Genomic DNA, 16,622 nt, shown 5'->3' with positions numbered 1-16,622 from the left:
AGGTTATCCTCCCAAAACGGAAACAGGTTGCCTTGAAACCGGAACCACTTCCTGTTGAAGCGTTTCCTCAATTTTATAGATCCGTCGCATACATCGGAAAAACTCCTGTTCATTCTTATCTTTCCAACAACTTGCCAAACCCAAATATATTCTCCGTTCCCATCTCAAATCTCCAATTTCCTGAACCGACTTCAGCGCCTCCTGATAATGAAAGATCGCCTTCTCCTCTTCCTTTTTTGAGTAAAGGCAATCCCCCCACGCAGTATGGGCCAAAACCAAAAGCAACGGTTTCTGTGATTCCTGCGCACTGCAAACCGCCTGATCAAAAGCCGTGGCAGCTTTTTCATGTTCTCCGTGGAATGTATAATACTTGCCTGTCAAAATGCAACCCTTCACCTGTTCGTCAGGGGGCACTTCCTCCTGTTGAAGCCGAAACAGCAACCGGATACACCCCTCGGCTCGATCCCACTTCTGCAATCGAATACACCCTTCCGCCAAGGTGCGTGCCAATTCATAGATCCGAATCATCTGACTTTCGGCCACCGCTTTATGTAATCCATCCCATGCAAAGCGGAAAGCATGGTCAAACTCTCCTAAAACAAGATGCAATCGGGCCCGGAGGCGATAAAAGATCAATACCTCGTCCAGGTAGGGAAGCTCCTCAATATCCTTCCATTCTTTCTGCAATGCATTTAATGCCTCCCATGCCCGCCCGGTCTTCCAAAGAAAACGTGCCTGGTTTCGACGGAGAGTCCAAAAAAGACGAAGATTCCCCTTTGCAGGATCATACGAATCCAATCCACTTTCCGTAAACAAAAGGGCTTGCCCCCAATCTTGCCTCTCTCCATAGAGTTCCCCCAAGCTGCAAAAAGCCTCTGCTTCCTCGTTTCCCCCAGGAGACAGAAATGTTTCATGATAGCCCCGGATAGCAGCATGAAAATACCCTTCCGCCTCAGACAGTTTCCCCAATTGTTTCAATGCGTTGCCCTTGATTAAATCATATCGCAACTTAAGGATATCATTCTCCTTGTTTCCGGAATATCCCTCCAGCTCCATCAATGCTTCAGCGGGATAGCCAGCTTTCAGGAGGTTTTCTGCCGCAAAAATCACCGCCTTCATCCCGCTTCGCTTTCCTTTTGTTTTCCCTTCAAACCATTCCTTTTTATCAAGCCCCAATTTTTTCAACAGACAAGCAATCTTTTCACTTCGAACGCGGGGAACACCTCGCTCAATATTGCTGATGGTTGCAGTGGACAAGTCTCCGTCTGCCAAGTCCTCCAATCGGTATCCCCTTTTTTTTCGCACTTTGCGAATCCATCTTCCCAAGTCGACAGGGTGAATGTCTCCAAACCAAAAGCTGTCCCATGTTTTCATTTCCTTCATTCCGCCTCACCATCATAAAAAAGATATTCAATGGAAACCCCATAATATCGAGCCAGTTTTACCTTGATACGATCCCTGGGGATCCGCTGACCATTTTCGTACATCTGTAACGCACTTACACTGATTCCCAATGCCTTTGCCACCTCACTCCGTTTTCTTTTGCCCCGAAGGGCAATCAGCTTGTCCGGTAATAATTGTTTGCCCATTTTCACCACCTGCACCACAATTTGTGCCCCCGAATTTCATTATAAATAACAATTTGTGCACTTTAAACACTTTTTTGTGCAAATTCACACAATTTGTGTTAAATTAAGTGGTAAAAGGAGGACGCGCTATGAATACACTGGGCAAACGGCTCCGTCACCTTCGGATGCGAAAAAAGCTTCGTCAAGATGATGTGGCCCGTGAGTTTGGAATCAGCAAAAGTGCAATCGGCATGTACGAACGGAATGAACGGGAGCCTCCCCTCACTCTGTTGCGACAGATGGCTGACTATTTCCAGGTTACAACGGATTACCTTTTGGGAAGGGAACAGCAAGAATCCATTCAATATCCCCAAATCGATGAGGAATCAAATGATCCATTCAATGGAAACCTGAAAGCCTTTCTGACTCGCAACGATTTGCATTGGGACTGTGTCCCGCTGAAAAGAGAGGAGCTGACAGCCATTCAGAGTCTGATGGAAGTGGTTGTCCGGGAGCGATCCGCAAGGTATGAGGCCGGAAACTCATCAACCCAGCAAAAGAAAGGGATTCCGCCCGACCCTGAACAAAAATGAGAAAATCAACCGTTTGGAAGCAGTTCCCGTTCACACCTGTCGGCCATGTTGTTCATACCAAGCACTTATGCTGATTCCCAATGCTTCTGTCACTTTACCAGCTTTCTTCTTTCCCGAAGAGTAACCAACTTACTCAGTAATAAAATGTTTGCCCATTTTCACCACTTGAGCCACAATATGTGCCTCAAAATCTATTATAAATAACAATTTGTGCTTTTTAAATACTTTTTGTGCAAATTCACACAATTTGTGTTAAATTAAACAATAAAAGGGGGAGGTGCTATGAATACACTGGGCAAACGACTCCGTAACCTTCGGTTAAAAAAGAAGCTTCGTCAAGATGATGTAGCCCGTGAGTTTGGGGTCAGCAAAAGTGCAATTGGCATGTATGAACGAAATGAACGGGAGCCTCCTCTCACTCTGTTGCGACAGATGGCCGATTATTTTCAGGTCACAACGGATTACCTTCTGGGACGGAAACAGCAAGGGTCCATTCAATACTCCCGGATCGACGGGGAAGCAGATGATCCCGATTGTAACGGAAATCTGAAAGCCTTCCTGACTCGCAATGATTTGCATTGGGACTGTGTCCCACTGAACAGGGAAGAGCTGACAGCCATTCAGAGTCTGATGGAAGTGGTTGTTCGGGAGCGATCCGCGAAATATGAAGCCGCAAATTCCTCATCCAAACGAAAGAAAAGGATTCCATCCAACCCTGAGCAAACATGAAGAAAATCGCCGTTGGGAAAAACGGCTCAGGTAATCCAATGATCATACATCTTAAAAAAACGTAGGAGCGGTCTTGTTCAAAAAGATCCGCTCACCGTTTTCATTACCGCCTGATGCTGTTTCTTTTCAAACCAAGAAAGTGTCTCTCTGTACGAAACAACCTCTCCCACAAGAATCAGGGTGGGGTTTTTCACATGATATTGAACGGCCAGCTCAGCCATTCCTTCCAACGTCCCTGTCACTGTCTGCTGTTCATCGGTGGTTCCCCAGTGTATGAGGGCAACAGGAGTATCCGGAGCCTTTCCGTGAGTGAGTAACTGTTTTTGGATGGTGGGGAGGTTCTTGACCCCCATATAAATCGCCAGCGTATCCACACCACGGGCCAAGTGTTCCCACCTCAATTCCTCTTCCCCTTTTTTTCGATGTCCGGTGACAAAGGCAAACGTGGAGGCTTTTTCCCGGTGAGTGACAGGGATTCCGGCATAGGCAGGAGCGGCAATCCCAGCAGTGATGCCGGGAACCACCTCAAATTTCACTCCATGCTTCACCAACGCCTGTGCCTCTTCACCTCCCCGCCCATAAACGAACGGGTCTCCCCCCTTTAAGCGAGTGACCACCTTGCCAGCCAAGGCGTGTTTTACCAAAAATCGATTGATGGTTTCCTGTTTCATCGTGTGGTAGTTGGGCAACTTGCCACAATAGATCAGATCGGCATCTGATCGGGCGCTTTCCAGGAGTTTTCGAGGAATCAGACGGTCGTACAGAATCAGATCCGCTTCCTGAATGCAACGCATTCCTTTCACCGTGATTAACTCCGGATCACCGGGTCCGGCACCCACAAGGTAAACTTTCCCCATCTCCAAACCCTCCCGTTCTCTTCCACGTTACTAAAGATTTTCCCGTTCATGGAGTACATAACCACCCCCCTTTGCAATTCGCTTTTTCTCATAAAGCGTGATGTCGTCCACTTCCGGCATCTTTAAAAAATATTTTTCCAATTCCACATCCACCAACCGAAACGCTTGCTGGTCATCTCCCGCAGCAATTACGACGGGGACAGCTTTCGTATTGACAAGAACCTCAAAACGGTACAGATACATCTTTCCACCTCCTTAGGAAACCACAGGAGGAAGAGCCTGATCCAGAATATCATTCAGCTGGGTCTGCAATTCTTCCAACCCTGTTCGGTGAACAAAATCATAAAAGGATTCACCGGCATATTTTTTCTCCTTGAAATAAAACAAAAATTCTTTCAGAACGACAGGAAGATATGCTGCTTCAATCTTACCCTTCAACTTCTTATTCAGCTCCCCGCCTCCTTCCAATGTTCCGCCCACATGGATCTCAAAGGCCTCCACTAACCCTTTTTTCTCCTTGGACTTCATTTTGATTCCCTGAAGCCCGATATCGGCAATCTGACGTTGGCCACAAGAGTTTGGGCATCCCACCATATGAATGCGTACAGGAACATCGATTTTCACTTCTTCATCCAGATACTCAGCAATTTTTCGCATCCGTTCCTTGGTCTCCACAAGGGCTAAATTACAGTACTCAATCCCGGTGCAGGAAACGGAATAGCCAATAAACGGCGGAGGATCAAGGGTGATTCGTTTAAAAATGTGTTCCTGGAGCAGCTGTTCCACATGTTCATCAGGAATATTGGGAATGATCAAATTCTGGGAGTTGCAGTTTCTGATTTCTCCATTTCCATATTTCTTGGAAATCCGGGCCAGCTCCAATACCTCATCAGCAGACAACCGTCCAACCGGAACATTGAATCCGATATAATTGAGCCCTTTCTGCTTCTGTTGATGCACCCCATAGAAGTATCCGGCATTCCATTCCTTGACCGGTTCCTCTCCCTTTTCCGGCAAGGGTCCCGTATACTCCACAAGCTTCTCCAAAAATGCATCGGGGCCCCAATCAGCCATTAAGAATTTCAGACGGTTTCTCGTTCGTTTTTTCCGATATCCATAATCCCGAAAAATGGTGGTGACAGCGACGGCTACTTCTCTAACCTCTTCGGGTCTGATGAATACATTCAGGGTCTCCGCCAGATAGGGACGGGATGACAAGCCTCCACCCACCTTCAGATGAAACCCTTTCACTTCCTTCCCATCGATCTTTTTCACCGCCGGGGTAAAAGAAACGCAATTAATCTCTGCATTGGAAGCATTTCTCAGATTGGCACTGACAGATAGTTTGTATTTTCTGGGAAGGTTGGAGAAATCGTAGTTATGTTGGAAGAATTGATATAAATCCTTCACAATGGAGGTTGTATCCAACAGTTCATCCGGATCGATTCCGGCCAGAGGATTTCCCACAATATTGCGGGTAATGTCTCCACAGGCACCGGCACTGGAAAGACCCACCCGACTCAGACGATGAAAGATATCCGGGATTTCTTCAATCCGAAGCCAGTGAAACTGGACAGCCTGACGGGTGGTGATATCATAGATTCCCCGCCCGTAATCCTGGGCAATGCCCGCCAGTGTAACGACCTGATCCTGGTTGAGAATCCCCGAAGGAACATTTACCCGCATCATAAAGTAGCCATCTTCTTTTGGCCTCTGCAAATAGAGACCCGCCCATTTAAACATCGCCCACTCTTCTTTGGGAATGGATGAAAATCCTTTTTCAGCATAGTGGTCAATTTTGTCAAAAATATCCAATCCATCCATCTCCAACTTCTGTTTTTCAAAAGGATGGATTGTATCATCATCTGCCCAATGTTTTTTATAGGCCAATGGTTTCTCCTCCTTCTCTCTGTATTAATTGACGCTCTTCACAAAGCTTCAGGATGCTCTCCACAGACTCTTCCACTGTCCACCGCTGTGAATCCACAACCAACTCCGGTGCGAGGGGCTCTTCATAAGGTGCATGGATTCCTGTAAACTCCGGTATTTCTCCTCTGCGGGCTCTTTGATAAAGCCCCTTGGGGTCTCGCCGTTCACATTCCTCCAGCGAACAACGCACATAGATTTCAAGAAACTCCCCTTGACCCAATAATGCCCGTACCTGATCCCGGTCCTCTCTGTAGGGGGAAATAAATGCCGTCAATACCAACTGACCACTCTCCACAAACAGTTTGGCCACTTCCCCGATCCGTCGGATGTTTTCCTTGCGATCTTCCGGAGAAAAGCCAAGGTCTTTGTTCAAGCCATGCCGGATATTGTCCCCATCCAAAACAAAGCTTTTTATTCCCAATTGAGTCAGTCGACGATCCAGAGCATTCGCCAAGGTGGACTTTCCTGATCCCGACAGCCCTGTAAACCAGAGGACCGCACTTCCATGACCGTTTCGATCCCGACGCTCCTTTTTGGTAACAGCCGTATCATGCCATATAATGTTGCTTTCCATCGGTTTCCTCCTTCACCGGGTAACGACGGTTTGCTTTTTTAATCCTTTGATCAAAACCTCTGCCACTTCCGGTCGGCTAAATGTTTTCGGCGGTCGCTCCCCGCGTCGAAGCATTTCTCTTACCTTGGTACCGGAAAGGACCACATGATGCTCTTTGCTATGAGGACAGGTTTTGGTGGACGCCATGTTATCGCATTTCTGACAGTAAAAGCTGTGTTCAAAGAAAAGCGGTGTAATACCCAATTCCTCCGGTGCAAACGCGGAAAAGATGGTTTGGGCATCATAGGTTCCATAATAGTCACCCACCCCGGCATGATCCCGTCCGACAATAAAATGGGTGCATCCATAGTTTTTTCGTACCAAAGCATGGAAAATCGCTTCTCTGGGACCCGCATAGCGCATCGCCGCTGGAAAGACAGCAAGGAAAACCCGATCTGAAGGATAGTAATGCTGAAGAAGAACTTCATAGCTCTCCATTCGAACATCAGCTGGAATATCATCGGATTTTGTCTCTCCAACCAAGGGGTTGAGAAACAGACCATCTACCGTCTCCAAAGCCGTCTTTTGGATATATTCATGTGCCCGGTGCACCGGATTCCGGGTCTGAAAGCCTACAACAGTGTTCCACCCTTTTCTGGCAAAGACCTCACGGGTTTCAACAGGTGTCAGATGGTAGGATACAAACCGTTTTTCCGGACGGTTGAGCAACTCAATTGGACCTGCCAGATAAACGTCCGGCCGCTCAAACAACTTTCTAACGCCTGGGTGGGCCGTCTCCGTCGTCCGGTAAACCTTTTTCGCTTCCCATCGTTTATCCGGGGTATACTTTTCCTGAAGATCAAGCACCCCATAAACGACACCTTCTCGAACCAGCTTGACTTTTTCTCCCACTGGGAGAGCATCCGCCTTTTCTGAAGAGACCGGTAATGTAATAGGAAGGGGCCATGGTAACCCATTGGATAGACGCATGGTTTGAACCACGGACTGATAATCCGCTTCCCCAAGAAATCCTTGAAGTGGGCTAAATGCCCCGATTCCAATCAGTTCCAGGTCACTTAATGCAAATGCGTCCAATTCCACTTCATAACGGATGCCATCGATATTCAAATCGCGATTCTGACGGTTAATCAACCGGCCGCCATGGGGGATACTCCGGCTCATCCTTTCTACCTCCTTTTATGATTTAAATCCCACCTCCATCTTCATGGAGAGACCGTTTCTCTTTTTGAACGGATTGCATCAGACTGATTGAACCCCATGTCGCCAGAAATACACTGATAACAGCGACCATGGAATAAAAATCTTTCATTCCCCCTTTCACCAACCCGTAGGTGATCACCAGTGAAAACAGTGGGGAAACCAACCACACTTTCAACATCTGCTCAATGACCAGCTTCTGTTTCCAGGAAAATCCTTCGCGTGCCATCCCCGTTCCAATAATTGCAGAACTGGTCACCTGGGTAAGAGGGAGCGGGATTCCCATGAGCGAAGCACCAATCACCAGAAAGGCCCCAATCCCCGAAATCGCACATCCTTCCACCATGGAAAGGTGGGTAATCCGTTTCCCGTTGGTCTCCAACACTCTGCCGCCAAGGAGAATGGAACCTAGCGCGACAAAAAAGCCGCCAAACAGAATTCCCTGAGACAGGGAAATCATGCCTGTCCCAACCAAAGGACCCACAGCATTGGCCACATTGTTCATTCCGGCAGAAACAGCTTCCAAAAAACCTGTTAAAACCAACAGAATCGGAAGCCACCGCTTCCCTTTCCACCAATGAAAGTGTTCGAACCGAGGTTTCATGACAGCAATCACTCTCCCCGTGATCCAGGCCAAACCACAGGCTGTTACAGGGATCAATATCCACAATGCTACGATTAAGACCAGATTGGACCAGAAAACGTTGTGAAGAGCGATCCCCGCTCCAACCACAGACCCCACTGTCACCTCACTGGTGGATAAGGGAAGTCCGAGGCGATTGGCAATAAACAGAGAGGTGCAAGCCGAAGCAAGAATGATCACAGCAAGATGGGGCGTTAACATGGAATCGGGGATAATTTCTCCACTGATCGTTTTCGCCACTTCGTCTCCACCAAGCGTCGCTCCCAGAAAAACCCCAACCCCACTGATCCAAAGAGCGACCTTCCGACTGCGCACCGCTCCCGCACCGTAAGCGACTCCCATGGTTGCGGCAGCTCCCCCTGCCCCGATATTCATGGCGAAAAACGATGCAATCAAAAAACTGACACAGATGAGCATCATCATTATTCTTTCTGAGGGGAGCCGCCATGCAGTCCACATTCCGTCTTTTGTAAACCAAACCAACGTCCGGCTCGTATATCTTCTCCCTTCGCCACCGGTCGGGTGCAGGGGGCACATCCGATACTGGGATATCCCCGGTCGTGAAGGATGTTATATGGAAGGTCATGCTCCTTGATATAGCTCCACACATCCTTCCAGCTCCAATGGATCAGAGGACAGATTTTGATGGAGTGAAACCGTTCATCTCTGTTGATAAACTGCGTAAACTGGCGAGTGGGGGATTGGCTCCGGCGAAGGCCAGAGATCCAGGCAGTCGCCCCGGCGAGGGCCCGTTCCAATGGAACGATTTTTCGCAAATGGCAACATTGATCCGGCTTTCGATCCCATAAATTTTCTCCGTATTGCTCAGCCTGTTCTTCCACGGTTAACTCCGGTTGCATAAGCTGGATCTCCAATCCGGGATAGCGATCTTTAACCTTTTGGATCACTTCATGGGTTTCCTTGAAATGTAAACCTGTATCCAAAAAGACCAGACGGACATTTGATCGTACACGCATCATTAAATCGATCAGTGGCATACTTTCAGCTCCAAAACTGCAAGCGTAAACGATATCATCCCCGTAATGCTCCATGGCCCAGGAGAGTACATTGAAGGCCCCCTTGGTTTCATTATCAATAGAAAAAACCGGCTTTTCAGCTTTTTCCCAAGTTTCATAACTTAATGTAAGATCCAATCCCGTCACCTCCTTTTTAGGCAAAAAGACGGTCTACACCACATGGCTCTGTGGTGTAGACCGCCTCCGGTTTCTCCGGTCAACGGACGCATGGTTTTCACTTTAATCGGACTTTTTCGCTCTTTTCCAATTGAATCACTTTTCCATCCTGAATTACCAATGTAAGCGACCCATAACGCATGCCATGCAACATTTCCTTTATTCGATGGATCAGTGCGGCATACTCTTGATCAGATCCCGTTTTCTTTTCCGGCATCGGATAACCCCCTCCTAAATAAAAAACCTTTCCCATTTTGGAAAGTATTGAAAGGCGAGAAGGTATTTTCCTTACCGTCTTATCTTCCAAAATGGTTTCCATTTTGCTGGAATTGGCACCTTACAACATCCATGCAGGTTGCCGGACTTCATCGGGCCATATCCCTCCGTCACTCTGGATAAGATTTAGTTTTATCTTAGTAAGATTGTAAGCAAAAGTCAATCCTTTTTCCCAAGTTTTTTGATCGGATTTTGTATAATTGAAGTGCCCGGCTTATTTTGACCATCCGCCCAAATATTTAAAAAAACCATCATTTGGACACCTGCTGATATCAACATGCCTGTTTGCGACATATTGTACAAGTGGAATAACCGAAAGGAGGAAATCAAATGTCTGGTGGCTATGGTTACGGTTACGGTTTTGGTCTGAAACGTTTGCTGCTCTTCCTGCTGGTGATCGCTACAATTTTCGCTTTGATTGGAGCCTACGGATACGGAGGTTATTAAACTTTGAAGCAAAAAGCAGATCCCGTTCTGATCGGAACGGGATCTGCTTTTTTTCTCTGTTAAAGAAGGGATTTTCTATCTTCATATGGAATGAATTCATTTATGTAGAATCCAGGCCTTCAATTGGAGGGATCACGTTGTATCATGTACCGGAAGTGATTGAACGATGCCAGACATCCCGCGGGGAACTGCAACTGCAACGCAGAAACGGACATTATGAATTGATCAGTAACGGATCTTTTCTCATGGCTACATACAATGGGGATTCAGAGCGGGCTCTTGTTCGCTCCGCTCTTCGCAAAACCCGTTTCCCTCATCATCTTCTGATCGGCGGTTTGGGAGTCGGCTTTTCCCTGGATGAAGCACTCACTCATCCCCAAGTGCAACAGGTAACCGTAGTGGAAATTGAATCTTCGATCATCCGTTGGTACAAAGAATACTTCTGTCACAATTTCCAACATGGGTTGGACGACCCACGAATCCGCTTGATTCGAGGGGATCTGATTGACTGGATTGACAAGACAAAGGAAAAATATGATGTGATCTGCCTTGACATCGATAATGGACCGGATTGGACGGTATATGACCAAAATCAAAAACTGTATACAAAACAGGGGATTCACCAACTGAAACAACGCCTTGCTCCAAATGGAGTTATCTCATTTTGGAGTGCCTCCCCTTCAGAAGGGTTTCATCATATCCTTCAGTCCCATTTCAAAGTGGAGACAGTAACGGTGCCGCACTTCAGAGGAGATCCCGATTACCTGTTTATTGCACAGAAGTGACTGATTTACTGTTTGCTTAACACCAAGATGTATGCGAACCGGCGGGATGCTGCTTCCAAAAGTTCCGGTCCCCGATCCATGGCTGTCTTTAACGACATGGGTCCATCTACAATCGGGAGAATGACAGAAATCCCTTCTTTCTGTGCTTCCATCTGTTCTTCCTCCACTTTACCGGCAAAAACAACTACCGGTACATTATAATCCCTCGCTATTTTAGAAATCCCCATGGGAACCTTTCCATACAGGGATTGTCGGTCCACCTTTCCCTCCCCTGTTATAACCATGTCAGCCTTTCGGATTCTCCGTTCCAATCCTGTCAGCTCGGCAATCAGCTCAAAGCCTCTTTGAAATGTAACATCGAGAAGCGAACGGAGAGCAAAGCCAAAGCCACCGGCCGCTCCGCTTCCCGGATCGGAGCGAACATCCCGCCCGGTCAAATGGATGATCTGTTCTGCAAAACGCTGCATTCCTGCTTCAAAGAATGCGGTCTCCTCCGCCTGCACCCCTTTTTGAGAACCAAAGATGGAAATCGCTCCTTCCGGTCCCAACAAAGGGTTACTCACATCGAAGGCAATCGTCATACGAACCGTTTTCAGTCGAGGGTCCATCCTGGAAACATCCATCCACTCAATTTCTCCCAGGTGACCCCCAGCAGGACGGTTAATCATTCCAGCCCGATTGTAAAAATCAACCCCCAAAGCGGAAAAAAAGCCGACTCCCGCATCCACCGTGGCACTTCCTCCCAAGCCGAGCACCACTTCCTGTGCTCCCCGATCCAACGCTTCCTTGACCAACTGACCTGTACCGAAAGTGGAAGCACGATAAGGGTCTAACTCCTTTTCCGTTAACAAAGAGAGACCGGAAGCGGCGGCCGTTTCAATAACAGCCAACTTTCGGTCTTCACAGTACCCCCATTCCGCCCTCATCATTCTTCCCAGAGGATCTTGAACTGTGGACGGAACCTTGTATCCGCCCGTTGCCGTCAGTATAGCATCCAAGGTCCCCTCTCCCCCATCCGCTACAGGGATTCGCTCACAGGTCCAATCAGGAAACACACTCTGAATTCCCTGTTGAATCCGTTTTGCTGCTTCACTGCTTTTCATGGAACCTTTAAAGCTGTCTGGTGCAATGACCACTCTCACAGGCATCCTCCCCCCGCTCATCAAAAGATAAAAACTTGGCAGGTGAACAGGCACAATCGCAATTACAACATACAATATACCGATTGACAGTAAAAAGGAGTGATCCGGCTTGCAGAAAAGGTTTATTCCCGCACACAAAATAGGAAAGGAGCATATTGGAAAACCGGCAATGATCCGACTGCGTAACGGAGCCGTTCTATACGGAACGGTAAAGAAAGTACGAAACAATGGCATCATTTTTGTCCCCATTCGAAAACATCAACCCAGAAATCAAACCAAGGCCAACTTATTTTTCTTCCCCTTTTTATTTATTCCGTTCTTTTTCTTCGGGGGAGTGATCCTCTTTTTCTGACGACAGGGCCGGCTTTCGGTGGCCCTGAGATTGCTGACATAGATAATAAGAGAGGGTGAAGCGGACTCCTTCCGCTTTTTTGGCTGGAGGAAAGAGATGCGGAAACGGATATCACCCTTCACCACTCTCCAGGGCCAACCTTCCATGGCCCTTTTTATTTTTCATTCCATATTGCTTCGATACCGCTCTATATTCGGGTTCTCATGAGCAATTCGGGCCGACGCCGCTGCCGCGATTCCAGCGATCAGGTCGTCCAGAAAAACGTGAATCTGTCCGTTTTTATTATTTAAATCGCGGATGATCCCTGTTTTTGTCTTATCCAGATAACCAAAGCTTGTCAATCCAATGGTACCGTAAACATTTGTGATGGACAGCGCCAAAATTTCATCAATCCCATACAGCGGTTCATCCACTTCCATAATTTTTTGCAGGAGACCAGGCAGTTTCTTCTCCTCTGCCAGTTCATCCAGAGCCACTCCAGTGATAATCGCATGCTGCACTTCCCGTTTGCGAAGTACCTGTTCTACGCTCTGAAGGCATGTCTCCCATTGCAATTCATCGTTATAGGGGCGTTGAAGTTCATAAGCGATCTCTGCAATATCATCCAGGGTCACCCCCCGTCTCTTCAACAGGTCAACGACATAACGGTAAAACAAGAGCTTCACCTTCTTCAAAAACAAGTCTTGAGATTACCGATACATAAGCCGCAAGTCGACTTCATCAGCAATCTCGAATCATTCTATGTTCTCCGACTGCCACGGGTGCGGGAGGTGGAGTTTTGAACATGGAAAGAGTGCGTGCCCATTATTGCCTGAACCTTTTGCTTCAATTCTCCTGATAAACTCACACCGTATTTCTCCACGGGAAGTTCCACCACCTGCCGTGTCCCTTCATAAAAGAGACGGACTGGAATCTTCCCCTTTTGCGAGGCAAGCACTCGTTTTAACTGATTCAGCATCGGTTTCTCCTGTTTATCGGAAGGAATGCGGATATAGATCATCTGTCTCTCCGCTTCCATAAAGCGCTTCAAATCTTCCACCGTATCAGCCAACAGTTTGATCCCGTTTTCATGTCGATTCACCCGTCCCGACATCCGGACAGGTTGATCTGTCTGTAAGAGTGCCCGGTACTGACGCAACGTTCGGGGGAAGATCACCGCCTCTGTCTGGGAGTGAAAATCTTCCAATGTTACAAAAGCCATCGGTTCCCCTTTCCGTGTTGTAATCGTTTTAACATCTCGAACCAGCCCGGCAACAGAAACTCTTTCTCCCTCACGGCAACGCTCCAATAAATTTAATGTGTGAGAAGTGTGCGCATCGATTGTCTTTCGAAAATCGTCCAGTGGGTGACCCGTCAGGTACAAACCCAAAAGCTCACGTTCCAACCCCAGGATCTCCTGCGGGTGATAAGGCTTCACTCCTTCATAGGAAAAGCGGGTGGGCTGTTTTTCAGGAGGATCAAACAGCTTCAGCTGATCCTCTGATTGCTGTTGTTGGTAGACTCCACCCTGCTCCAGGGCTTCATCCAGCATCGCCAAACGCAAGGCACGATGCCCAGGAAGTGTATCCATGGCTCCACATTGAATCAAGGATTCAATCACCCGTCGATTGCAAGTCCGTAAATTCACCCGTCGACAAAAATCAATCAGATCCCGGTAAGGTCGCTTTTGCCTTTCCTCCAAAATGGATGTGATCGCATGGGTGCCCACATTTTTCACAGCAGCCAAACCCATACGAATCACTCCATTACCTACAGAAAAGTTGCGCTCACTTTCATTGATATCAGGAGGGAGCACAACGATCCCATTCCGCCGGCAGTCTTCGATATATGCGGCCATCTTCTTGTGATTTTCCATTACAGTGGTCAAAAGAGCCGCCATAAATTGGAGCGGATAATTCGCCTTTAAAAAGGCTGTTTGATAGGCCAGCACCGCATAAGCGGCAGAATGGCTCCGATTAAACCCATAGTCGGCAAATCTCACAATCAGATCATAAACCGCATGTCCTGTTTCTTCACTGTATCCCTGATTCATACAGCCTTTGACAAATGCCTTCCGTTGTTCCTCTAGCACTTCGTGCTTTTTTTTGGATACAGCGCGACGCAAAATATCCGCCTGACCCAGACTGAAACCGGCCATTTGAGCGGCAATCTGCATAATCTGTTCCTGATAGACAATGATTCCATACGTATCCTTTAAAATCGGTTCCAGGTTGGGATGCGGATAATGTATGGCTTCCTTCCCATGTTTGGCTCGGATAAAACGAGGGATTTGCTCCATTGGTCCAGGTCGGTACAAGGCAAGAACAGCGATCAAGTCCTCAAACGTATTGGGTTTTAAATCCCGTAACACGTTCCGCATCCCTGAAGATTCCAGCTGAAACACCCCAGTGGTTTCTCCAGTGGAAAGCATTTGATAGGTAGCCGGATCATCGTAGGTGGAACCACTGAAATCAATATGACACCCTGTTGTTTTTCGTACAGACTCAATGGTATGCTCAATCACCGTCAAATATCGAAGACCCAAAAAATCCGCTTTTAACAGGCCTATTTCCTCCAAAGCCTCCATGGGATACTGTGTAAGACGGATTCCCTCATTTCCTCTTTCCAGTGGAACATCCTCTGTGAGATCTCTTTGGGAAATCACCACGCCGGCAGCATGTGTGGAAGCATGCCGCGGGAAGCCTTCCACCTTTTGAACGGTTTCCATCATCCGGGCGATCTGAGCGTTTTCCTGAATCAACTTATCCAAATCCGACCCTTTCTCTTTCACTTGATCCAGGGATCGTCCGGGTCCAGCAGGAATCATCCGGGCCACTTTGTCCACTTCAGCATAAGGAAGCCCCATCACCCTTCCCACATCCCGAACCGCAGCGCGGGGAGCCATGGTTCCAAATGTAATGATCTGAGCCACCCGATTGGCTCCATATTTTCGGGTAACATATTCAATCACTTCATCCCGTCGCTCATAATTGAAGTCTATATCAATATCCGGCATACTGACCCGCTCCGGATTCAAAAAGCGTTCAAACAACAATCGATACCGAATCGGGTCAATATCGGTAATGTTCAATACATAAGAAACAAGACTCCCTGCCGCTGAACCCCGTCCGGGACCTACGGCGATCCCCCGTTCGCGGGCAAAGCGTACAAAATCCCATACAATCAGAAAGTAATCGCTAAACCCCATGTTTTCAATGACCGAAAGTTCAACATCCAGTCTTTGGCGCACCTCAACGGAAGCCTTCCCATATCGCTCTCTTACCCCTTGTTCACATCGTTCACGCAAATAGGAAGAAGCGGTATACCCGTCGGGTAGCGGAAACCGAGGCAAGAGTCGCCCTCCCAACGGGATTTCCACCCGACAGCGCTCTGCGATCCGGCGGGTGTTTTTTACGGCTTCCGGCACATGGGCAAACTGACGCTCCATTTCTTCTGCAGACTTCATGTAAAACTGATCCGTGGGAAAACGCAGTCGGTCTTTTTCAGCCAGTTTTCGATTCGTACCGATGCACAGAAGACAATCATGCATTTCATGATCTGCCTGATCCACATAGTGAACGTCATTGGTCGCCACCAACGGTATATTGAGGCTTTGTGACAGAGAGAGCAAATGCCGATTCACTCTCTGTTGCTCCAGAATTCCGTGATCCTGAAGCTCCAAAAAGAAATGGTTCTCCCCAAAAATTTCCCGATACTCCTGTGCCAACCGTCGGGCTTTATGTAGGTTTCCCTCCAGGATCGTCTGCGGGATTTCACCGGCCAGACACCCACTGGTGGCGATCAAACCCTGATGATGGCGACGAAGTAGTTCCTTATCCACCCGCGGTTTATAGTGAAAACCTCTTAAATGCGCCTCAGACACAATTTTCATCAGGTTTCGATATCCTTCATTTGTTTCCGCCAAAAGGAGCAGATGGTGAATCCGGTTTTCCTGTGGCGTTGGACGAACATCCATCCGATCCGGCGTGAGATAGACTTCACATCCGATGATCGGGCGGATTCCCGCTTTTTTACACGCTTTATAAAAAGGGATGACTCCATACATCACCCCGTGATCCGTAACAGCCAGTGCCTCAAAACCTGCCCTCTTCGCTTGATCAACCAGTTTGTCGATCCGGGCGGCTCCGTCCAGAAGGCTATATTCCGTATGGACATGGAGATGGACAAACGAACCGTTCATGATTTTTCACCCGATATTCACAGGATTCTTTCTTATCATGTCTATTATAACGCATCAAACAAGGAGATACGAACATACCAACCTTTTAACGACTCGTCCACATAAACAATCATGCACTATCATAAAGTGAAACAAGAACATTGATGGACAAAGGCAG

General features: G+C 47.7%; 18 protein-coding genes and 1 riboswitch. Of the genes, 5 read left to right on the top strand and 13 right to left on the bottom strand.

Going from position 1 to position 16,622, the window contains the following annotated elements; genetic code table 11:
- Positions 1-3: 3 nt before the first annotated feature.
- Both FN782_RS00570 and FN782_RS00565 read right to left on the bottom strand, forming a co-directional pair.
- Positions 4-1,374, bottom strand: a complete 1,371-nt coding sequence (locus FN782_RS00570; protein ID WP_185955946.1) for a helix-turn-helix domain-containing protein — start codon at positions 1,372-1,374, stop codon at positions 4-6.
- A gap of 5 nt (positions 1,375-1,379) precedes the next feature.
- Positions 1,380-1,589 carry a helix-turn-helix domain-containing protein gene (locus FN782_RS00565; protein WP_142504282.1) on the bottom strand — a complete coding sequence of 70 codons (210 nt, stop codon included), beginning with the start codon at positions 1,587-1,589 and terminating at the stop codon, positions 1,380-1,382.
- A 128-nt stretch (positions 1,590-1,717) separates the two neighbouring features.
- Between FN782_RS00565 and FN782_RS00560 the strand changes: the two genes are divergently transcribed.
- Together FN782_RS00560 and FN782_RS00555 are read left to right on the top strand one after the other, a co-directional pair.
- The gene (locus tag FN782_RS00560; protein ID WP_142503830.1) at positions 1,718-2,161 is read left to right on the top strand and encodes a helix-turn-helix domain-containing protein; all 444 of its coding nucleotides are present in this window, start codon (positions 1,718-1,720) and stop codon (positions 2,159-2,161) included.
- A 282-nt stretch (positions 2,162-2,443) separates the two neighbouring features.
- The gene (locus FN782_RS00555) at positions 2,444-2,890 is read left to right on the top strand and encodes a helix-turn-helix domain-containing protein (RefSeq protein ID WP_142503829.1); all 447 of its coding nucleotides are present in this window, start codon (positions 2,444-2,446) and stop codon (positions 2,888-2,890) included.
- A 77-nt stretch (positions 2,891-2,967) separates the two neighbouring features.
- Here the strand turns inward: FN782_RS00555 and cobA are convergent, their stop codons facing one another.
- The 8 genes from cobA to FN782_RS17240 form a co-directional block, all read right to left on the bottom strand.
- Positions 2,968-3,747, bottom strand: coding sequence for a uroporphyrinogen-III C-methyltransferase (gene cobA, locus FN782_RS00550; protein WP_142503828.1), 780 nt, complete (start codon positions 3,745-3,747; stop codon positions 2,968-2,970).
- Between the two features lie 30 nt (positions 3,748-3,777).
- Positions 3,778-3,990 (bottom strand): DUF3906 family protein, encoded by a 213-nt coding sequence (locus tag FN782_RS00545; RefSeq protein WP_142503827.1) that lies wholly within the window; start codon positions 3,988-3,990, stop codon positions 3,778-3,780.
- Between the two features lie 12 nt (positions 3,991-4,002).
- Positions 4,003-5,637, bottom strand: a complete 1,635-nt coding sequence (locus tag FN782_RS00540; RefSeq protein WP_142503826.1) for a nitrite/sulfite reductase — start codon at positions 5,635-5,637, stop codon at positions 4,003-4,005.
- Positions 5,627-6,250 carry an adenylyl-sulfate kinase gene (cysC, locus tag FN782_RS00535; RefSeq protein ID WP_142503825.1) on the bottom strand — a complete coding sequence of 208 codons (624 nt, stop codon included), beginning with the start codon at positions 6,248-6,250 and terminating at the stop codon, positions 5,627-5,629. The genes FN782_RS00540 and cysC overlap by 11 nt, the downstream gene beginning before the upstream one ends.
- A 12-nt stretch (positions 6,251-6,262) precedes the next feature.
- Entirely contained in the window at positions 6,263-7,411 is a 1,149-nt protein-coding gene (gene sat, locus FN782_RS00530) for a sulfate adenylyltransferase (RefSeq protein WP_142503824.1), read from the bottom strand.
- Between the two features lie 22 nt (positions 7,412-7,433).
- Positions 7,434-8,510 (bottom strand): sulfate permease, encoded by a 1,077-nt coding sequence (locus FN782_RS00525; protein ID WP_185955945.1) that lies wholly within the window; start codon positions 8,508-8,510, stop codon positions 7,434-7,436.
- Between the two features lie 2 nt (positions 8,511-8,512).
- Entirely contained in the window at positions 8,513-9,244 is a 732-nt protein-coding gene (locus FN782_RS00520; RefSeq protein WP_142503823.1) for a phosphoadenylyl-sulfate reductase, read from the bottom strand.
- Between the two features lie 97 nt (positions 9,245-9,341).
- The gene (locus tag FN782_RS17240) at positions 9,342-9,500 is read right to left on the bottom strand and encodes a YezD family protein (RefSeq protein WP_142503822.1); all 159 of its coding nucleotides are present in this window, start codon (positions 9,498-9,500) and stop codon (positions 9,342-9,344) included.
- Positions 9,501-9,576: 76 nt separating this feature from the next.
- A riboswitch (SAM riboswitch) is annotated at positions 9,577-9,685 on the bottom strand.
- Positions 9,686-9,889: 204 nt separating this feature from the next.
- Between FN782_RS17240 and FN782_RS17035 the strand changes: the two genes are divergently transcribed.
- Both FN782_RS17035 and FN782_RS00510 read left to right on the top strand, forming a co-directional pair.
- Positions 9,890-10,006, top strand: coding sequence for a sporulation protein YjcZ (locus FN782_RS17035; protein ID WP_221930151.1), 117 nt, complete (start codon positions 9,890-9,892; stop codon positions 10,004-10,006).
- A 137-nt stretch (positions 10,007-10,143) separates the two neighbouring features.
- Positions 10,144-10,791, top strand: coding sequence for a spermine/spermidine synthase domain-containing protein (locus tag FN782_RS00510; RefSeq protein ID WP_142503821.1), 648 nt, complete (start codon positions 10,144-10,146; stop codon positions 10,789-10,791).
- A 5-nt stretch (positions 10,792-10,796) separates the two neighbouring features.
- Here FN782_RS00510 and FN782_RS00505 read toward each other — a convergent pair whose 3' ends face one another.
- A complete protein-coding gene (locus FN782_RS00505) occupies positions 10,797-11,939 on the bottom strand; it encodes a glycerate kinase (protein WP_142503820.1) in 1,143 nt (380 codons plus the stop codon).
- A 103-nt stretch (positions 11,940-12,042) separates the two neighbouring features.
- Between FN782_RS00505 and FN782_RS00500 the strand changes: the two genes are divergently transcribed.
- Positions 12,043-12,285, top strand: coding sequence for a hypothetical protein (locus FN782_RS00500; protein ID WP_142503819.1), 243 nt, complete (start codon positions 12,043-12,045; stop codon positions 12,283-12,285).
- Between the two features lie 161 nt (positions 12,286-12,446).
- Here the strand turns inward: FN782_RS00500 and FN782_RS00495 are convergent, their stop codons facing one another.
- Together FN782_RS00495 and FN782_RS00490 are read right to left on the bottom strand one after the other, a co-directional pair.
- Positions 12,447-12,941 carry a phosphatidylglycerophosphatase A family protein gene (locus FN782_RS00495; RefSeq protein ID WP_142503818.1) on the bottom strand — a complete coding sequence of 165 codons (495 nt, stop codon included), beginning with the start codon at positions 12,939-12,941 and terminating at the stop codon, positions 12,447-12,449.
- Between the two features lie 83 nt (positions 12,942-13,024).
- Positions 13,025-16,465, bottom strand: coding sequence for a DNA polymerase III subunit alpha (locus FN782_RS00490; RefSeq protein WP_142503817.1), 3,441 nt, complete (start codon positions 16,463-16,465; stop codon positions 13,025-13,027).
- Positions 16,466-16,622: the final 157 nt, after the last annotated feature.

Source organism: Melghirimyces algeriensis, assembly GCF_900182565.1.
GTDB classification, from domain to species: domain Bacteria; phylum Bacillota; class Bacilli; order Thermoactinomycetales; family DSM-45169; genus Melghirimyces; species Melghirimyces algeriensis.
The sequence above is the reverse complement of the archived record's forward strand: the minus strand, read 5'-3'. Positions and strand labels throughout refer to the sequence as shown.